This is a genomic window from Kineosporia babensis, from assembly GCF_021129305.1.
GTDB classification, from domain to species: domain Bacteria; phylum Actinomycetota; class Actinomycetes; order Actinomycetales; family Kineosporiaceae; genus Kineosporia; species Kineosporia babensis.
On record NZ_JAJOMB010000002.1, the window covers coordinates 265,692 to 281,192 of the forward strand.

A 15,501-nucleotide genomic window follows, 5' to 3' on the forward strand; every position below is an offset into this window, starting at 1 on the left:
ACCCACGGACCGGCGCCGGCCAGGCCCCTCCTCCTTCCCGGCACCCGGTCCGGGGTGCAGTCATTCCATCGGTCGCGGGGAGCAACCCTTGACCACCGAATTTGTGTGACCCAGGCCACGGGCGCGGTTCCCCGGCGGTAACCCTGTGTCCTGGTCGGGAGTTCGGATGAGGGACGATGGACGGGTGCCTCGCCACCGAGAACTGGTCCCGTTGCGCTGGTCGGACTCCGATGTCTACGGCCACGTCAACAACGTCATCATCCTGCGCCTCCTGGAAGAGGCGCGGGTCGCCGCGCTGCGCGAGGACTTCCTGGAGGAGACACCGTCGGCCGACGGCACTGCGTTGCTGGTGGCTCGCCAGGAGATCGAGTACTTGGCGCCGTTGATCTCCCGGCCCGAACCGGTGGCGATCGATCTGTGGGTCACCCGGATCGGCGCCTCCGACTTCGAGCTGGGGTACGAGGTGCTCGACGAGTCCCAGGGCCTGATCTACGCCCGCGCCGAGACCACGTTGTTCACCTTCGACCGCAAGGCGCAGGCTCCCCGCCGGCTCCGCGAGAAGGAGCGCCGGATGCTGAACGACCTGGCCGGCGAGCCGATCCGCTGGCGTCGGCGCCGTGAGAAGACGGTGGCCTCATGAGGCTGCTCCTGCCTGACCTTTCGTCCCTGACCGACGTGCGCACGTTCGTCGGCCGGGCCCGGCAGATCGAGGACGGCGGGGCGATCCGCCTGGTCGGCCACGGCCCGGTCCTGGTCATGTACGCGGCCGCGATGCACGGGGGCGGCGGCCCGACCGTGCTGGCGATGCGGGTGCTTGCGCTGGCCGAGCCCGCCGAGTTCGACGCCACGGTTCCGCTGGCGTCGATGGCCGACCGGTTCGCCCGGATCGACCGCCTGATGGCCGGCGCCCGCCCCACCCCCAAGAGCGTGGGCAAGCCGATCGAGATGCCGGTGCCGCCCACCACCGCCACGAACGCCGGCTGGGCCGGTATGGCGCCGCCCCGTACCGGCTGGGCGGTCGAGGGTCTGCTCCCGCAGGACGTGCTGCGCAGCGCCGCGAAGACCGGCATCGATGAGGTTGCGGCCGGAGTCCCCTCCGGCTCGGGCGCCGCCGCGGTGGCTCGCCTGCGGGGGATCATTTGGGGACGTCCGTTGCTCGGCGACGACGCCCCCGCGGTTCCCTCCGGGGTCGCCTTCGCGGCGGAGGCGTTCGGGTTCCTGGGCCGCGCCTCTGCTTCAGCTGATCCTGCCCAGGAAGACGCGGCCACGCTGCACTCGGCCGGGCGCTGGTGGCGGCTGAGCACCTCCCGCGGGCATGTGCTCGCCCGCTCCGGCGCCCTCGGGTTCTAGGTCGTGTCCAGGCTCTGGGGCGTGTTCAGTCGGGCGCGTTCTGCAGGCTGAACGCCGCCCGCTCCAGGTAGTCCCAGAGCATCGACTCGTAGGCCGGGGGTAGGCCGAGACTGTCTACCCCCGCGCGCATGTGCTTGAGCCAGCGGTCGCGGGCGTCGGTGTTGACGTGGAAGGGCATGTGCCGCATCCGCAGCCGGGGGTGGCCGCGCTCCTGGCTGTAGGTGGTCGGCCCGCCCCAGTACTGCTCCAGGAACTTCAGCAGCCGTTCCTCGGCCGGGCCCAGGTCCTCCTCCGGGTACATCTCGCGCAGCACCGGATCCTGCGCGACCCCCTGGTAGAAGGTGTGCACCAGCTTGGCGAACGTCTCCCGCCCACCGATCGCCTCGTAGAAGGTGATCTGCTGCTCTGCCTGCCCCGGGGTCTGCTCCGCCATGCCCTCAGTCTCGCCTATCGGTCCTTGATCAACGCCGCCAGGCCACTGATCGTCACCTCGGTGGCATGCCGCAGCGCCCCCTGCGGGTCCGCCGACCTCCCGGTGGCCTCACCCAGCGCGCTGCCCACCCGACCGGCCAGCGGGAACTCGTACTCACTCATCGCGCTGGTCAGCAACGGTGCCACCTCGTTCCACCAGTCCTCGTCGCTCTGCTCGGTCTGTGCCCGGCTGCGCTCCAGCTCGATCTCCTCCCGGGCCAGCGCGTACACCATGGCCAGCAGCGACGTGAGCGTGTACTCCATCTCCAGATCGCTCAGCCCGATCCCGTCCAGCCCGGCCAGCTCGATCTCGTACTTCTGACTGACCCCAGGCCCAGGCATCGGCCGCCCCGCCTTCACGTCCACCGTCCACGGATGCCGGAAGCAGTGCTCCCAGTTCGCCTGGGCGATGTGCCGCACCCGGTCGGGCCAGTCTGCTTTCTGCGCCGGCCGCTCCAGCGTGGCGTAGACCTCGCTGGTCACCGCGTCCAGCATCAGCTCGATCAGCTCCGGCCGCCCCGCGATGTACGGATACAGGGCCATCGCGCTGACCCCGAGCTCCTGGGCCACCCGCCGCAGCGTGATCGCGTCCAGCCCCTCGGCGTCGGCAACCCCGATCGCGGCGTCGGTGATCAGCTTCGGCGTGAGCCCGGACCGCCCCGCACTCACATTCGGCCGCCAGAGCAGCCCGATCAGCCTGATCGGGTCACCCCTGCGCTCCGCTCTCTTCGCCATGCCCCGATTCTAGGCCTTGCTTACATTGTAAAGTACGTTGTAAATTATGGACGCGGCGGCTGGCGGGCGGGTTCGGCTCACCGCTGCGGGGTGGCTGGGGTCCACCGGGGTCAAGGTCGTGAGTCTTGGCCGGAACGATGAAAGGGGTTGGGGAGATGGCAGAACCGGAAGTGCTGATCGAGGCAAGAGGGGTGCGCAAGCACTTCAGGGGAGCTGAGGCGCCGGCGCTCGACGGGGTGGACATCATCGTCGAGGCCGGCCGGATCTGTGCGCTGCTCGGGACCAACGGCGCCGGAAAGACCACGATGATCCGGATTCTCACCACCCTCCTGACTCCGGACGAGGGTCAGGTGAAGGTGGCGGGGTACGACATCGCCACTCATCCGGGGCAGGTACGGGCCTCGATCGGGCTGGTGGGCCAGTACGCCGCGCTCGACGAGATCCTCACCGGAAGGCAGAACCTGGAACTGTTCTCGAAGCTCGCCGGGATGCGCCGGGCCGAGGCCAGGCGGCATGCAGCCAGGTTGCTGGAGACGGCCGGGCTCGGCGAGGTGGGGGACCGGGTGGTGTCCAAGCTGTCCGGAGGTCTGCGGCGCCGGATGGACCTGGCCACCTCGCTGATCACCACGCCCCGGGTGCTTTTCGTGGACGAGCCCACCACCGGCGTGGATCCGCACGCCCGGCGCGATCTTTGGGCCCGGCTGCGCGAGATGGCCGACCAGGGGGTGGCGATCCTGCTGACCACGCAGTACCTCGAGGAGGCGGACGCTCTGGCCGACGACGTGGTGATCCTGAAAGCCGGCTCGGTGATCGCCCGCGGTACCACTGCCGATCTGAAACAACTTGTGGGAGAACCGAAGTGGGAGCTGCGCGAACCAACCCTGGAGGACGTCTATCTGCACCTGCACGCCACTTCGGAGGAAGTGATCAGCCGATGAGCGCCACCACGCCGCCGATCGGCACCACGTTCGGATCCACCAGCCTGTTCCGCGAGGCCCTGGTGATCGCCGGGCGCACCCTGCTGCACTGGCGGGCCCAGCCCGGCCTGATCGCGGTCAACCTGCTCTTCCCGGTGATGATCCTGCTGATGATGGGCGGCCTGTTCGGCGGGGCGGTGGCCGGCAGCACCGGGGACTACTTCGTCTACGTGCTGCCCGGTGTGCTCGCGCTGAACATGATGTTCGGGATCGAGGCCACGATGACGGCGCTGGCCTCGGACGCCAACAAGACCGTCACCGACCGCTTCCGCTCGCTGCCGATCTCGGGCGGGGCGGTGCTGCTCGGGCGTGTGCTGGCCGATCTGCTGACGTCGGTGGTCGAGTTGGTGGCCCTCAGCTGCGCCGGGTTCCTGCTGGGCTGGCGGTGGGAGAACGGGATCCTGCCCGCCCTGGCCGCCTACGCCCTGCTGCTGACCCTGCGCTTCTCGATGCTCTGGCTCGGCGTGTTCATCGGGATCCGGGCCGGCAAGCCGGAAGCCCTGATGGGGGTGCAGATCCTGGTCTGGCCGATCGGCTTCCTCTCCACCGTGTTCATCGACCCACGCACCATGCCGACGTTCCTGGGCTGGATCGCCGAGCTGAACCCGATCTCGGCCGTGGCCACCTCGGCCCGGGAACTGTTCAGCGGCCGGCAGATCGAGGGCGTGAGCTGGGCCGCCACGCACGCCCTGCCCTACGCCCTGATCAGCCAGGCGGTGCTGGTGGCGGTGTTCGCCGCGCTGGGGGTCCGGGCCTACCGGAGGCTCGGGCAGTAGACGTCCGAAGGATCCAAGACCAGCGCCGTCGCAGCCCGTAACGTCGGCGGCATGAAGCTACGACTCGCCGTGATCGAACTCGTCGTCGCCGACCTGGCGGCCAGCCTGACCTTCTACCGGCTGCTCGGCCTGGACCTGCCCAGCCCGGCCGAGGCGGGCACCCAACCGCACGTCCAGGCCGACGTCGGCGGGGTTCAGATCGCCTTCGACACCGAGGAGACGATCAAGTCGTTCCATCCGGAATGGACCAGGCCGCAGAAGGGCCAGACGCAGTCCGCGATCGCCTTCCAGGCCGGCTCACCCGCGGAGGTGGACGAGGCCTACCGTGCCGTGATCGATGCGGGGTACGAAGGGGAGCTCGAACCCTGGGACGCGCCGTGGGGTCAGCGCTATGCCGTGGTGCACGACCCGGACGGCAACCAGGTGGACCTGTTCGCCCCGCTCGAGTGAAGCCCTGCTCGAGTGAAGCACTGCTCGACTAAAGCACTGCTCAGCTGAGGAGTTCGACGGGGGTACGCCCGGTCAGCGCGCGTACTTCCCGGGAAAGATGAGCCTGATCGCAGTACCCCGTGTCGGCAGCCACCCCGGCGAGTGGCTGACCGGCCCGGGCCCGGCCCAGCGCGCGTTGCAACCGCAGCACACGCAGCAGATGACCGGTGCCGTAGCCGAACAGCTCCTTGCTACGGCGCTGCAGTTGGCGAGCGCTGAAACCACTACGGTCGGCAATCTCCGCTACGGGAAGCCCGGCCCGCGCCATGCTGAAAACCCGGCTACCTAACGAATCAGCCGGCGCGGAAGCGCCGATCAGCCACCGTTCCAGCGCAGCAACTCCGCCAGCCGCAATCTGCTCCTCCAGCAATGCCGTGCGGCGGTCGCCCCAGACGTCTGCCAGGGGCACTTGTCTGTCCGCCACCTCGGCAGCCGAGACTCCGAGCGCGGCCGGGCCGGTGGCCGCGGAGAACCGAAGCGCCAGGTAGGTGGTGTCACCGCGGGGGAGATGCACGTGGGCCGTGGTGTCCGGTCCGGCGATGCGCAGGTGTTCCCCGTCCCAAAGCAAGTCCATGCAGCCGTCCGGAAGGATCAAGGACGGCTGCATGGACTCGGAACGGCTTCGCCAGAGAATGACGTCAGGCCGGACGGTCAGCCGCTCGGAGTACGTCATAACTGGCCAGCGTAGTTAACGCCCCAGTTCCCGCTCTTCCGGATGGCGCTTCGAGCTGGTCTCGCCGGAGGTCGGGCTGTGCTCGTCGGAAGGGGCGGCGGGCGAGCCGTAGGCGGGCTGCCCCGGACGTCCGGCGGGCATCGGCTCACCGGAGTTGACGATCATCGTGCGGGTGGTGGAGTGCTGCCAGATGCCCTCGCGGGCGAAGCGCACCCGGATCCGGCGGCGCATCTCCCGGGCCACCGGCGGCGACTGGTCGGGGAAGGTCTTGATCACCAGGCGCACCACCACGCTGTCCGGGGTGACCGTCTCGACGCCCCAGACCTCCGGGTCCTCCATGATCACGGCCGCGAACTTCGGGTCGGCCCGCAGGTCGGCGGCGATCGCCTCGAGCACCTCCTCGACGTGGTCGATGTCCTCCTCGAAGCCCACGTTCACGTCGATCACCGCGCGCGACCAGCCCTGCGAGGAGTTACCCACCGACAGGATCTCGCCGTTGCGCACGTACCAGACCGTGCCGTTGATGTCGCGCAGCTGGGTCACCCGCAGGCCCACCGCCTCGACCACGCCGCTGGCCTCGCCCACGTTCACCGAGTCGCCCACGCCGTACTGGTCCTCGAGGATCATGAACATGCCGGCCAGGATGTCGCGCACCACGCTCTGCGCACCCAGACCCAGCGCCACCCCGATCACGCTGAAGCTGGCCAGCAGCGGGGTGATCGGCAGGCCGAGCTCGTCCAGCACCATCAGGCTGGTGACGATGAAGATGATCACCGTGGTGATGCTGCGCAGCACCTGAGCCAGCGTCTTGGCCCGCGCCCGGCGCCGGGTGACCAGCGGCGGGGCGACCTTGCGGACCACCGCGTCGTCGGCCCCCTCCTCGGCCTCCTCACCCGCGAAGCTCTTGCCGACCGCGGTGTTACCGGCCACGATCCGGTCGGACAGCCGCCCGATCAGCCGGTGCACGACCTTCCGGATCACCCAGCCGATCAGGATGATGAAGGCGATCCGCAGCGGCCCGCCGATCAGGATCTCCAGCCACTGCCCGAGCCGGTCGTTCCCGGTGATCCGCAGGGTGACCCCGCAGATCGAGAAGTCGTCCGGGCTGCAGGCCTTCTCCGAGGCGCTCTTCTGGGCCGCGTCGAAGGCGTTCTGCCAGGTCTCGGTCAGGGAGGAGCCGGTCGGCTCGGGGCTCGCGGTGGGCGTGGGGCTGACGGTCTCGGTCGGGGAGGGGGAACCGGTCCCGCTCGGGTCCGGCGTCGACGTCGAGAGCAGCGCACCGATCTGGGTGTGGGCGGCGACGAGTGGGGCGGCGAACATTTGCCCGAGGCTAACGCCGGCGGCCCGGCCCAGGGAAACCCGGTTCCGGAGAATTCCGGACGAACCGTGCGCGGTTCACAGGCTTTATCAACCCAACTGCGTACGGACGTCCCCCGCACCCACCTGCGCCCCTCCAGTCGGAGGGGCGCAGGCTGGGCAGAACTACCCCTCCAGGCTCAGCCCGGTGTGATGCGCCAGGAACGACATCGTGTCGGTGGACAAGGTGATCGAGCGGGACAGCGCCCGGGCCCCGTGACCCACGTCCTTCTCCCGCCGCAGCAGGATCGGGCGCTGCGCTGCGTCGCCGGTGGTGGCGTACTGCAGGGCCGCGCACAGCTTGCGGGCGTGCAGCGGATCGACCCGGGTGTCGCCGTCGAACACGGTGAACAGCGTGGCCGGGTACTCCACCCCCTCACTCACCTGGTGGTACGGCGAGTAGGCGTGCAGCCAGCCGAACTGCTCGGCGTCCTCGGCCGAGCCGTACTCGACGTTCCAGGTGGCTCCCAGGCCGAACTTCTCGTAGCGCACCATGTCCAGCAGCGGCGCCGAGCAGACCACCGCCCGGTACAGCTCCGGGCGCTGGGTGAGCGCGGCCCCGACCAGCAGGCCACCGTTCGAGCCGCCGCTGACCGCCAGCTGGGCCGCCGACGTCCAGCCGGTGGCGATCAGATGCTCCGCCGCGGCGTGGAAGTCGTCGAAGACGTTCTGTTTACGGCCGAGCATCCCGGCGCGGTGCCAGTCCTCACCCTCTTCGCTGCCGCCGCGCAGGTTGGCGACCGCGTACACGCCCCCGGCCTCGGCCCAGGCCAGGATGGTCGCGGAGTAGCCCGGCGTCATCGGCACCCCGAAACCGCCGTACCCGTAGAGGATGGTGGGCCGGGCCGCGGTCGGCGCCCCGGCCTCGTCCAGCAGGTCCGCCCGGCAGGTGACGAACATCCGCACGGTGGTGCCGTCTGCGGAGTTGTACTCGATCTGGCGGGTGAGAACGGCCGGGACCTCGACGGTGCCGGGCGGCCGGTCGAACAGCTCGACCTTCCCGCTGACCCCGTCCAGCCGGTAGATGTGCGGCGGGGTGACGTGGTCGGTGTAGCTGAACCAGCACTCGTGCCCGCCCTCGGGCCGGGAGAACAGCCCGCCCACCGAGCCGACGCCGGGCAGTTCGACCGTGCCCGAGGCCCCCGGGTAGCGCGAGCCGGAGTCCAGGTCGTGCACGCTGATCTCGGAGACGGCGTGCCTGGTCCACTTGGCCAGCAGCATCGGGTTGTCGATCAGCTGCTCGCCGTCCAGCACGGTGTAGTCCTGCAGCACCGCCTCCGGGTGCTGCGGGATCAGGTCGCGCCAGTGCTCGGGGCCGGGCGTGCTCGGGTCGCAGACCGCGAGCCGGCCCCGCGGGGCGTCCAGGTCGGTGAAGACGTACAGCCGCCCGTCCCGGCCCACGTGCGCGCCGAACTGGGCGTCCAGGCCGGTGGCGATCGGCACGAACTCCGGCTGCTGATGAGCGCCCGGAGCGCTCAGGTCGGCGATCCAGACATCGTTACGCGGCGCGGTGCCCACCGCGGCGGAGACGATCAGCCAGCGCCCGTCCCGCGACAGGCCCACCCCGAAATAGGTCCGGGCGTCGTGCCCGTCGCCGAACACCTGCACGTCGCTGTCCGGATCAGAACCCAGGCGGTGCAACCAGATTCGCCGGTGGTACTGCTCCTCACCGGCCGGAACCTGGTCTTTCGGCAGGCGGCGCACGTAGTAGAAGGCAGGCACCCGGCCTTCGGGGGCCTGCGGGTCGGGCAGGCCGCCGGGGATCCAGGACACCGGGGAATAGCGGGCCCGGTCGATCGGGCCGTCCACCAGCTCGCCGGTGCTCACGTCGATGATCCGCAGCACGCTCTCCTCGGTGCCGCCCTCGGAGAGCTGGTAGGCCAGCAGCCGGCCCTCCCGGTCGGGCTGCCAGGCGTCGAGCGTGGTGGTACCGGTGGCGTCGATCGCGATCGGGTCGACCAGGACGCGGCGCTCACCGCCGGGCTCGTCCTGCACCTGGAGCACGCTGTGCTCCTGCCCGGGCTCACGGCGCATGGCGAAGGTGCGCTCACCCCGCCAGATCGGCACCCCGGCCACCCCGGCGCCGAGCAGTTCACCCAGCCGGGCGCCGATCCGCTCGCGGCCGGGCCAGGTGCCGGACGCGGCGGCGAACAGCTCGTCCTGCTGGAGCGACCACTTCTCGGTGCGCTCGTCGGCCACCTCTTCCAGCCAGCGGTAGGGATCGGCCACCGGCTGCCCGTGCAGATCCTCGACCAGGTCGAGGCGCTCGGCCGGGACGGCGGGGGACGCTGCGGGTTGGGAGATCATGCGCCCACAGTAAACGGGGGGTGCGACAGTTCGGCGAGGGCGCGTGATCAGCAGCACCGGCGGCCTGGTCGCACCACCCCGCGCGGCCGGAAGATGTCTGGCAGGATTCGCAGCAGCTATTGAGTCCAGATCTTGAGTCCAGACCAGACCGAACGCGACGGAAGCACAACGGTGACCGACCAGCGCCCTTCCCGTGACAGCCGTGACCGCCGGGACTCGATCGTCGGCCCGGACGACGAGGGTTCCGTCTACGACGTCAGCGCCCCCACCCCGCCCGCCGGGATCAGCCTGGGCGGCAAGGCGCGGACCGGTCCGGACGACCACCCCGACCACGACGAAGGCAGTTTCCGCCGGCCCGCCCTGACCGACGGCGACCTCGACCTGGACGCTGCCGCCCCGCCCGAACTGGTCGAGCTGGCCGCCCTGCTCGGCGTGGCCGCCGAGGTCAAGGACTGGCAGGGCGTCACCCAGCCGGTGTCCACCCGCACCCTCTGCGGGGTGCTGGAGTCGCTGGACATGCCGGTGCGCACCGGCCGCCACGTCCGCGCCGCGCTGGAAGAGGTGCAGCGCCGCCCCTGGCAGAAGATGCTCCCCGACGTCACCGTGGTGCGTCAGGGAGACAAGGCGGTCGTCCCGGTCCACATCGACGCCGAGCTGCCGCTGCATCGCCTCGAGGTCCGGCTGGAGACCGAGGACGGCACGATGCTCACCCTGCCGCTCGCGGCCGAGCAGCCGCTGGAGCCCCGCTCCACCTTCGACGGGCACACCGTCCGCCGGGTGAACTACATGGTGCTGGGCGACATCCCGCTCGGCTACCACACCATCTGGGCCCGCTACCAGCCGCAGGCCCGCTACCCCGGCAGCGAGAACCCCACCTCCGCCGCGGCCGAGGCGTTCAGCACGTACATCGTCACCCCACGCACCATCGACCTGCCGCAGTCGGTGGCGGACGACCGGGCCTGGGGATTCATGACCCAGCTGTACTCGGTGCGCTCGTCCCGATCCTGGGGCCTGGGCGACCTGGCCGACCTGGCCGAGCTCACCGGCTGGAGCGCACGTTCCGGCGGGGCGGACTTCGTCCTGGTCAACCCGCTGCACGCGGCCGAGCCGGTCACCCCGATGACGCCCTCGCCCTACCTGCCCAGCACCCGCCGCTTCTTCAACCCGATCTACCTGCGGGTCGAGGACATCCCCGAGGTCGGCTACCTGCCCTCCACCGAGCGCGCGATCCTGGAGTGGCAGGCCGAGGCGATGCGCGCGCTCAACACCGACCCGGGCGAGCTCGACCGCGACGCCGTGTGGGAGGCCAAGTCCGCCGCCCTGCAGACGGTTTTCGAGTTCCCGCGCAGCCGGGAGCGCCAGGCCGCGTTCGAGGCGTTCTGCGTCCGTGAGGGCCAGGGCCTGGAGGACTTCGCCACCTGGTGCACGCTGGCCGAGCGCTACGGGCTGCCGGCCGCCGACTGGCCCGAGCACTTCCTCGACCCGCGCAGCGCGGCGGTCAAGCAGCTCCGCGAGGAACTGACCGACCGGGTCGAGTTCCACATGTGGCTGCAGTGGTGCCTGGACCAGCAGCTGGCCGCGGTCAGCGCGGTGGCCCGGGACTCCGGCATGTCGGTCGGCGTGGTGCACGACCTGGCCGTGGGTGTGCACCCCGACGGGGCTGACGCCTGGGCCCTTTCGGACGTACTGGCGATGGGCGTCACGGCCGGCGCCCCGCCGGACGCGTTCAACCAGCAGGGCCAGGACTGGTCGCAGCCTCCGTGGCGGCCCGACCGGCTGGCCGAACTGGCCTACGCCCCCTACCGCGACATGCTGCGCACCCTGCTGCGGCATGCCGGTGCCCTCCGGATCGACCACATCATCGGGCTTTTCCGGTTCTGGTGGGTGCCGGTGGGCAACTCCCCGGCCGACGGCACCTACGTGCGCTACGACCACGAGGCGATGATCGGGGTGCTGGCCCTGGAGGCGCAGCGGGCCGGCTGCTTCGTGATCGGCGAGGACCTGGGCAACGTCGAGGCCTCGGCCCGCGAGTACCTCGCCGAACGAGGCATTCTCGGCACCAGCATCCTGTGGTTCGAGCGGGACTACGAGGGCGACGGCAAGCCGCTGCCCCCGGAGAGCTGGCGTGAACTGTGCCTGGCCACCGTCACCACCCACGACCTGCCGCCCACCGCAGGCTATCTGGCCGGTGAGCACATCGAGCTGCGTGAGCGCCTGGGCCTGCTCACCCGCCCCTACGAGCAGGAGGCGGCGATCGACGCGGCCGAGCGGCAGGCGGTGCTGGACCAGCTCACCAAGCTCGCCCTGCTCAAGGTCGGCCCGACCGAACGGGACAAGGTCGAGGCGCTGCACGTGTTCCTGACCCAAACCCCGGCCAAGCTGATCGGCGTGCAGCTGGCCGACGCGGTGGGCGACCGCCGCACGATCAACCAGCCCGGCACCAACGACGAATACCCGAACTGGCGGGTGCCTCTGGCCGACGGGGTGGGCCAGCCGGTCCTGCTGGAGGACCTGATGGACTCGGCCCGGGTGACCAGCCTGGTCCGCACCGTGGACGCCCGCCTGCACCCGGACGACTGGGTGGAACCGGAGTGATCCAGCGCAGGCGGGCCGGTACCCAAGGTCCTCGGATCTCCGAGATCCGCCTTCCCGGGCTGGAAGTGGGCCACGCGGACGATCTGGCCCGCGGCGCCCGGATCGACGGCCTGGCGTTTCAGGGTGTCCAGACGGAGGCCGTCGACCTGTCCAACGCCGTGGTGATGGAGTGCAGCTTCACCGACGTGGCGGCGGACGAGGCCGACCTGCGCTCGACCCGGCTGCGCGACACCGTGGTGGCCCAGTCCCGGTTCCCCTCGTTGCGGGCCGGACGGGGTGACTGGCGGGACGTGCGGGTCGAGGGCGCCCGGATCGGCTCGGCCGAGATGTACGAGAACAGCTGGTCCTCCGTGCATTTCGTGGACTGCAAGATCACCTACCTGAACCTGCGGGCGGCCCGGCTGCGCGACGTGGCCTTCACCCGTTGCACCATCGAGGAGCTGGACCTGGCCGATGCGGTGGCTGAGTGCGTGGCCTTCGTGAAGAGCTCGGTGCAGATTCTCGACGTGCAGCGGGCTGAGCTGAAAGAGGTCGACCTGCGGGGCGCCGAGCTGCACCGGATCACAGGGCTCTCCCAGTTGTCCGGCACCACCGTCAGTTCCGTCCAGCTGCAGCAGCTGGCCCCGTTGCTGGCTGCCGACTTCGGCATGGTCGTCGACGACTCGTCCCCACCGGAGATCGCGTAATCCGTGAGTGCACAACCGAAAATGTCCCGCTCGCGGGTCGTCTCGCTCCTGGCTGTCCTGCTCGTGGTGATCGTCGCGGTCGCCGCCACCGTCTACGGCCTGCTGGGCCCCTCGGATTCCGAGAACACCGGGTCCGAGCCCGAACCGCAGGCCGCGACCACAGCCGCTCCGGCCGATGACCGCGGCGCCAGGATCGGCGTCTTCCGCAGCACCTCGCCCGAGGAGGTGCAGGCGTTCGGCGACTGGCTGGGCCGTGACGTGGACTACGTGATCGACTTCTCGCGGCGCTCCAGCTGGGACGAGATCGCCAACCCCTACGACCAGCTGCGGGCCTGGCAGGAGCACGACTACCGGATCGTCTACGGCCTGGCCATGCTCCCCGAGGACAAGAACCTCAAGGTCAGCCTGGCCGCCGGGGCCGAGGGCAAGTACAACCGGCACTACCGGCAGCTGGCCGAGAACCTGGTCGAGTACGGCCAGGAGGACGCCATCCTGCGGCTGGGCTGGGAGTTCAACCTGGGCACCTGGCGCTGGCACCCGGGCGAGCGCGAGGACTTCATCGGCTACTGGCGCCAGGTGGTCACCACCATGCGCTCGGTGCCCGGAGCGGAGGGCCTGGAGTTCGACTGGAACCCCAGCAACGGCGGCAACCGGTACGACAGCACCCGGTTCTACCCGGGCGACGGGTTCGTGGACTACGTCGGCGTGGACGTCTACGACATCTCGTGGGCCAAGAAGACCTACCCCTACCCGGCCGAGTGCGACGCCGACTGCCGGCTGGCGCGCCAGAAGAGGGCCTGGCAGGACACGTACAACTCCAAGTACGGCCTGAAGTTCTGGTCGCAGTTCGCGGCCCGGCACGACAAGCCGGTGTCGCTGCCGGAGTGGGGGCTGTGGGATCGCACTCTCACCGACGGTCACGGCGGCGGTGACAATCCGTACTTCATTCAGCGGATGCACGAATTCATCGACGATCCGGTGAACAACGTGGCCTATCAGGCGTACTTCCAGTACGACGTGGGTGACAGCGGCAACCATCTGCTCAGCTCCATGCCGGATTCACAGGCTGTGTTTCTGGAGCACTTCGGATGAACTTACTCAAGTTGGTCAACGGGAAAGTCGGTCATTAGTACACTTTCTGGCCGTGAGTCACTTCAGCCACGTCGCCAGGGGGAGTAGGAGACCAGTGCCCGGCTATGCCTGAACGCCCGGTGCGCCCGACGCATCCCTTCCTGACCGAGCCCGAAGATCCGTCGCGCGGCGGCCGGAACGAAAGAGATCAACGCGCGTGGCCCGCTGACGGGCAGCAACCGGCGTTTGACGACGAGTCGGGCCGGGGCAGCGCTGACTGGTCCGGCGCTGACTGGTCCAATGCTGAGGTGCGCGGTGGTGACCGGTACGACTCGGAGCCGGGATTCGGGAACCCGCACCGCACCGATCGGCACGAGAGCGACCGTTTCGGCGGCTACGGATTCGACAGCGCGGACCGGGGCAGTGCCGATCGAGGCAGTGCTGGCCGAGGCGATCGTGGTTGGGACGACGGCGGTCGGGACAGTGGTGGCTGGGACGGCGGCGGTCGGGACAGTGGTGGCTGGGACGACGGCGGTCGGGACTACGGCGGCCGGCAACGGGACAGCTGGGACGAGCAGCCGGACGAACGGGTGCCGCGCGGCTGGGCCGGCCGGGCTGATCAGCGAGGCCAGAGCCCGGACCGGCGCAACCAGGGCTCCGACCAGCGCAATCAGGGCTCCGAACAGCGCAGCCGCCGACCGCAATCAGAACGACCAGAACAGCCGGAAGACCGCCCCGCCCGTACCCGCTCCAGCCGTCTCGGACCGCTGACCGCCGCGTCCGGCGTCATCAATCTGGTTCGCCGCCGGCCCAGCTTCGACGATCTCGTCCCGCAGGACGACGGTCCGGGCCGTCGCCCACCCAACAACCCCGAATCGTTCCGCCGGCCCAAGAAGCGCGACCGACGTCCGCTGATCTTCGGTGCCGGCGCTCTTGCCCTCCTGCTGGTGATCGTCGGTGTGTTCTACGCGATGGGCCGCGGGGGCGACGACGCCTCCACCGGGCAGGCCAGCGTGTCTACCCCCGGCCAGGTCGTCGCTCCGGACGACAGCGCCGACGAGGAGAAGAAGGCCGAGGCCACCAGCGGAGCCGAGAAGAAGGTCAAACGCGGGGTCTTCCGGGGAACCTCACCTTCGGCGGTGGCCGCGTTCGAGGACCAACTGGGCCTCGACATGCAGTACGTGGTCGACTACTCGCCCCGGCGTACCTGGGACGACATCGCCAACCCGCTCTCCATGCTGCGTACCTGGCAGGGCACCGAGTACCGGATGGTCTTCGCCACCGCCATGCTGCCGGGGATCAAGTCCGAGCCGTCCACCCTCGAGCGCGGCGCCCAGGGGGACTACAACGGCTACTACGAGACCCTCGCCAAGAACCTGGTCGCCTACGGCCAGGGCGACGCGATCCTGCGGCTCGGCTGGGAAGCCAACGTGAGTTCCTTCAAATGGCACCCGGAAGGCGCCGAGGGCAACAAGCACTTCAAGGCCTACTGGCGGGAGATCGTCACCACCATGCGCTCGGTGCCCGGCGCCGAGGGGCTGGAGTTCGACTGGAACGTCAACAACGGCGGTGACAGTTACGACTCCACGCTCTTCTACCCGGGCAACAAGTACGTCGACTACATCGGGGTCGACGTGTACGACATCTCCTGGGCGGAGGGCTCCTACCCCTACCCCGGACAGTGCAACAACGAGTGCCGGCGCGGGCACCAGGAGCTGGCCTGGCAGAACATCATGGACGCGAACTTCGGCCTGAACTTCTGGGCCGGGTTCGCCAAGTCGAAGAAGAAGCCCCTGTCGCTGCCGGAGTGGGGGATCTGGGAGCGCCCGGACAAGCAGGGCGGTGACGACAACCCCTACTTCATCGAGCAGATGTACAAGTTCGTCGACGACCCGCGCAACAACGTGGCCTACCAGGCCTACTTCGAGTTCGACGTGGGTTCCAAGGGCACGCACCAGCTCTCGGTGCAGGAGAAGTCCCTGAAGAGGTACATCAAGCTCTTCGGGAAGTAGACC

Annotated in this window: 14 protein-coding genes; 9 read left to right on the forward strand and 5 right to left on the reverse strand. The window is 69.7% G+C overall.

What is annotated here, in order from left to right; genetic code table 11:
- Positions 1–166 precede the first annotated feature (166 nt).
- Both LR394_RS04705 and LR394_RS04710 read left to right on the forward strand, forming a co-directional pair.
- A complete protein-coding gene (locus tag LR394_RS04705) occupies positions 167–640 on the forward strand; it encodes an acyl-CoA thioesterase (protein WP_231439112.1) in 474 nt (157 codons plus the stop codon).
- Positions 637–1,350 (forward strand): hypothetical protein, encoded by a 714-nt coding sequence (locus tag LR394_RS04710; RefSeq protein WP_231439113.1) that lies wholly within the window; start codon positions 637–639, stop codon positions 1,348–1,350. Before LR394_RS04705 ends, LR394_RS04710 begins: the two co-directional genes overlap by 4 nt.
- A 25-nt stretch (positions 1,351–1,375) precedes the next feature.
- Here the strand turns inward: LR394_RS04710 and LR394_RS04715 are convergent, their stop codons facing one another.
- Complete coding sequence (locus LR394_RS04715) at positions 1,376–1,783, reverse strand: globin (RefSeq protein WP_231439114.1); 408 nt, start codon at positions 1,781–1,783, stop codon at positions 1,376–1,378.
- Between the two features lie 14 nt (positions 1,784–1,797).
- Positions 1,798–2,556: a TetR/AcrR family transcriptional regulator gene (locus tag LR394_RS04720; protein WP_231439115.1), complete on the reverse strand. Its 759-nt coding sequence runs from the start codon at positions 2,554–2,556 to the stop codon at positions 1,798–1,800.
- A 155-nt stretch (positions 2,557–2,711) separates the two neighbouring features.
- Here LR394_RS04720 and LR394_RS04725 point away from each other — a divergent pair, with 155 nt between their 5' ends.
- From LR394_RS04725 to LR394_RS04735, 3 genes are read left to right on the forward strand one after another with little or no spacing between them, the layout of a single operon-like run.
- Positions 2,712–3,494, forward strand: a complete 783-nt coding sequence (locus LR394_RS04725) for an ABC transporter ATP-binding protein (protein ID WP_231439116.1) — start codon at positions 2,712–2,714, stop codon at positions 3,492–3,494.
- Positions 3,491–4,309 carry an ABC transporter permease gene (locus LR394_RS04730; protein ID WP_231439117.1) on the forward strand — a complete coding sequence of 273 codons (819 nt, stop codon included), beginning with the start codon at positions 3,491–3,493 and terminating at the stop codon, positions 4,307–4,309. Before LR394_RS04725 ends, LR394_RS04730 begins: the two co-directional genes overlap by 4 nt.
- Before the next feature lie 51 nt (positions 4,310–4,360).
- The gene (locus tag LR394_RS04735) at positions 4,361–4,759 is read left to right on the forward strand and encodes a VOC family protein (RefSeq protein ID WP_231439118.1); all 399 of its coding nucleotides are present in this window, start codon (positions 4,361–4,363) and stop codon (positions 4,757–4,759) included.
- 40 nt (positions 4,760–4,799) lie between these two features.
- Here the strand turns inward: LR394_RS04735 and LR394_RS04740 are convergent, their stop codons facing one another.
- The 3 genes from LR394_RS04740 to LR394_RS04750 all read right to left on the reverse strand — a co-directional run bounded on the left by LR394_RS04740 (position 4,800) and on the right by LR394_RS04750 (position 9,134).
- The gene (locus tag LR394_RS04740) at positions 4,800–5,471 is read right to left on the reverse strand and encodes a helix-turn-helix domain-containing protein (protein ID WP_231439119.1); all 672 of its coding nucleotides are present in this window, start codon (positions 5,469–5,471) and stop codon (positions 4,800–4,802) included.
- A gap of 15 nt (positions 5,472–5,486) precedes the next feature.
- Positions 5,487–6,791 (reverse strand): mechanosensitive ion channel family protein, encoded by a 1,305-nt coding sequence (locus tag LR394_RS04745; RefSeq protein WP_231439120.1) that lies wholly within the window; start codon positions 6,789–6,791, stop codon positions 5,487–5,489.
- Between the two features lie 162 nt (positions 6,792–6,953).
- Complete coding sequence (locus LR394_RS04750) at positions 6,954–9,134, reverse strand: prolyl oligopeptidase family serine peptidase (RefSeq protein ID WP_231439121.1); 2,181 nt, start codon at positions 9,132–9,134, stop codon at positions 6,954–6,956.
- 171 nt (positions 9,135–9,305) lie between these two features.
- Here LR394_RS04750 and malQ point away from each other — a divergent pair, with 171 nt between their 5' ends.
- From malQ to LR394_RS04770, 4 genes are all read left to right on the forward strand, one after another.
- Positions 9,306–11,729 carry a 4-alpha-glucanotransferase gene (gene malQ / locus LR394_RS04755; protein WP_231439122.1) on the forward strand — a complete coding sequence of 808 codons (2,424 nt, stop codon included), beginning with the start codon at positions 9,306–9,308 and terminating at the stop codon, positions 11,727–11,729.
- Positions 11,726–12,415, forward strand: a complete 690-nt coding sequence (locus tag LR394_RS04760) for a pentapeptide repeat-containing protein (RefSeq protein WP_231439123.1) — start codon at positions 11,726–11,728, stop codon at positions 12,413–12,415. Before malQ ends, LR394_RS04760 begins: the two co-directional genes overlap by 4 nt.
- Before the next feature lie 21 nt (positions 12,416–12,436).
- Positions 12,437–13,507: a glycoside hydrolase family 26 protein gene (locus tag LR394_RS04765; protein WP_231439124.1), complete on the forward strand. Its 1,071-nt coding sequence runs from the start codon at positions 12,437–12,439 to the stop codon at positions 13,505–13,507.
- Positions 13,508–13,611: 104 nt separating this feature from the next.
- Positions 13,612–15,498, forward strand: a complete 1,887-nt coding sequence (locus LR394_RS04770) for a glycosyl hydrolase (protein WP_231439125.1) — start codon at positions 13,612–13,614, stop codon at positions 15,496–15,498.
- Positions 15,499–15,501 lie beyond the last annotated feature (3 nt).

What these genes read in the sequence shown, in the direction of transcription:
- LR394_RS04705 (WP_231439112.1), top strand. Translation starts at nt 167, where the DNA reads ATGAGGGACGATGGACGGGTGCCTCGCCACCGAGAACTGGTCCCGTTG.
- LR394_RS04710 (WP_231439113.1), top strand. Translation starts at nt 637, where the DNA reads ATGAGGCTGCTCCTGCCTGACCTTTCGTCCCTGACCGACGTGCGCACG.
- LR394_RS04715 (WP_231439114.1), bottom strand. Translation starts at nt 1,783, where the DNA reads ATGGCGGAGCAGACCCCGGGGCAGGCAGAGCAGCAGATCACCTTCTAC.
- LR394_RS04720 (WP_231439115.1), bottom strand. Translation starts at nt 2,556, where the DNA reads ATGGCGAAGAGAGCGGAGCGCAGGGGTGACCCGATCAGGCTGATCGGG.
- LR394_RS04725 (WP_231439116.1), top strand. Translation starts at nt 2,712, where the DNA reads ATGGCAGAACCGGAAGTGCTGATCGAGGCAAGAGGGGTGCGCAAGCAC.
- LR394_RS04730 (WP_231439117.1), top strand. Translation starts at nt 3,491, where the DNA reads ATGAGCGCCACCACGCCGCCGATCGGCACCACGTTCGGATCCACCAGC.
- LR394_RS04735 (WP_231439118.1), top strand. Translation starts at nt 4,361, where the DNA reads ATGAAGCTACGACTCGCCGTGATCGAACTCGTCGTCGCCGACCTGGCG.
- LR394_RS04740 (WP_231439119.1), bottom strand. Translation starts at nt 5,471, where the DNA reads ATGACGTACTCCGAGCGGCTGACCGTCCGGCCTGACGTCATTCTCTGG.
- LR394_RS04745 (WP_231439120.1), bottom strand. Translation starts at nt 6,791, where the DNA reads ATGTTCGCCGCCCCACTCGTCGCCGCCCACACCCAGATCGGTGCGCTG.
- LR394_RS04750 (WP_231439121.1), bottom strand. Translation starts at nt 9,134, where the DNA reads ATGATCTCCCAACCCGCAGCGTCCCCCGCCGTCCCGGCCGAGCGCCTC.
- LR394_RS04765 (WP_231439124.1), top strand. Translation starts at nt 12,437, where the DNA reads ATGTCCCGCTCGCGGGTCGTCTCGCTCCTGGCTGTCCTGCTCGTGGTG.
- LR394_RS04770 (WP_231439125.1), top strand. Translation starts at nt 13,612, where the DNA reads ATGCCTGAACGCCCGGTGCGCCCGACGCATCCCTTCCTGACCGAGCCC.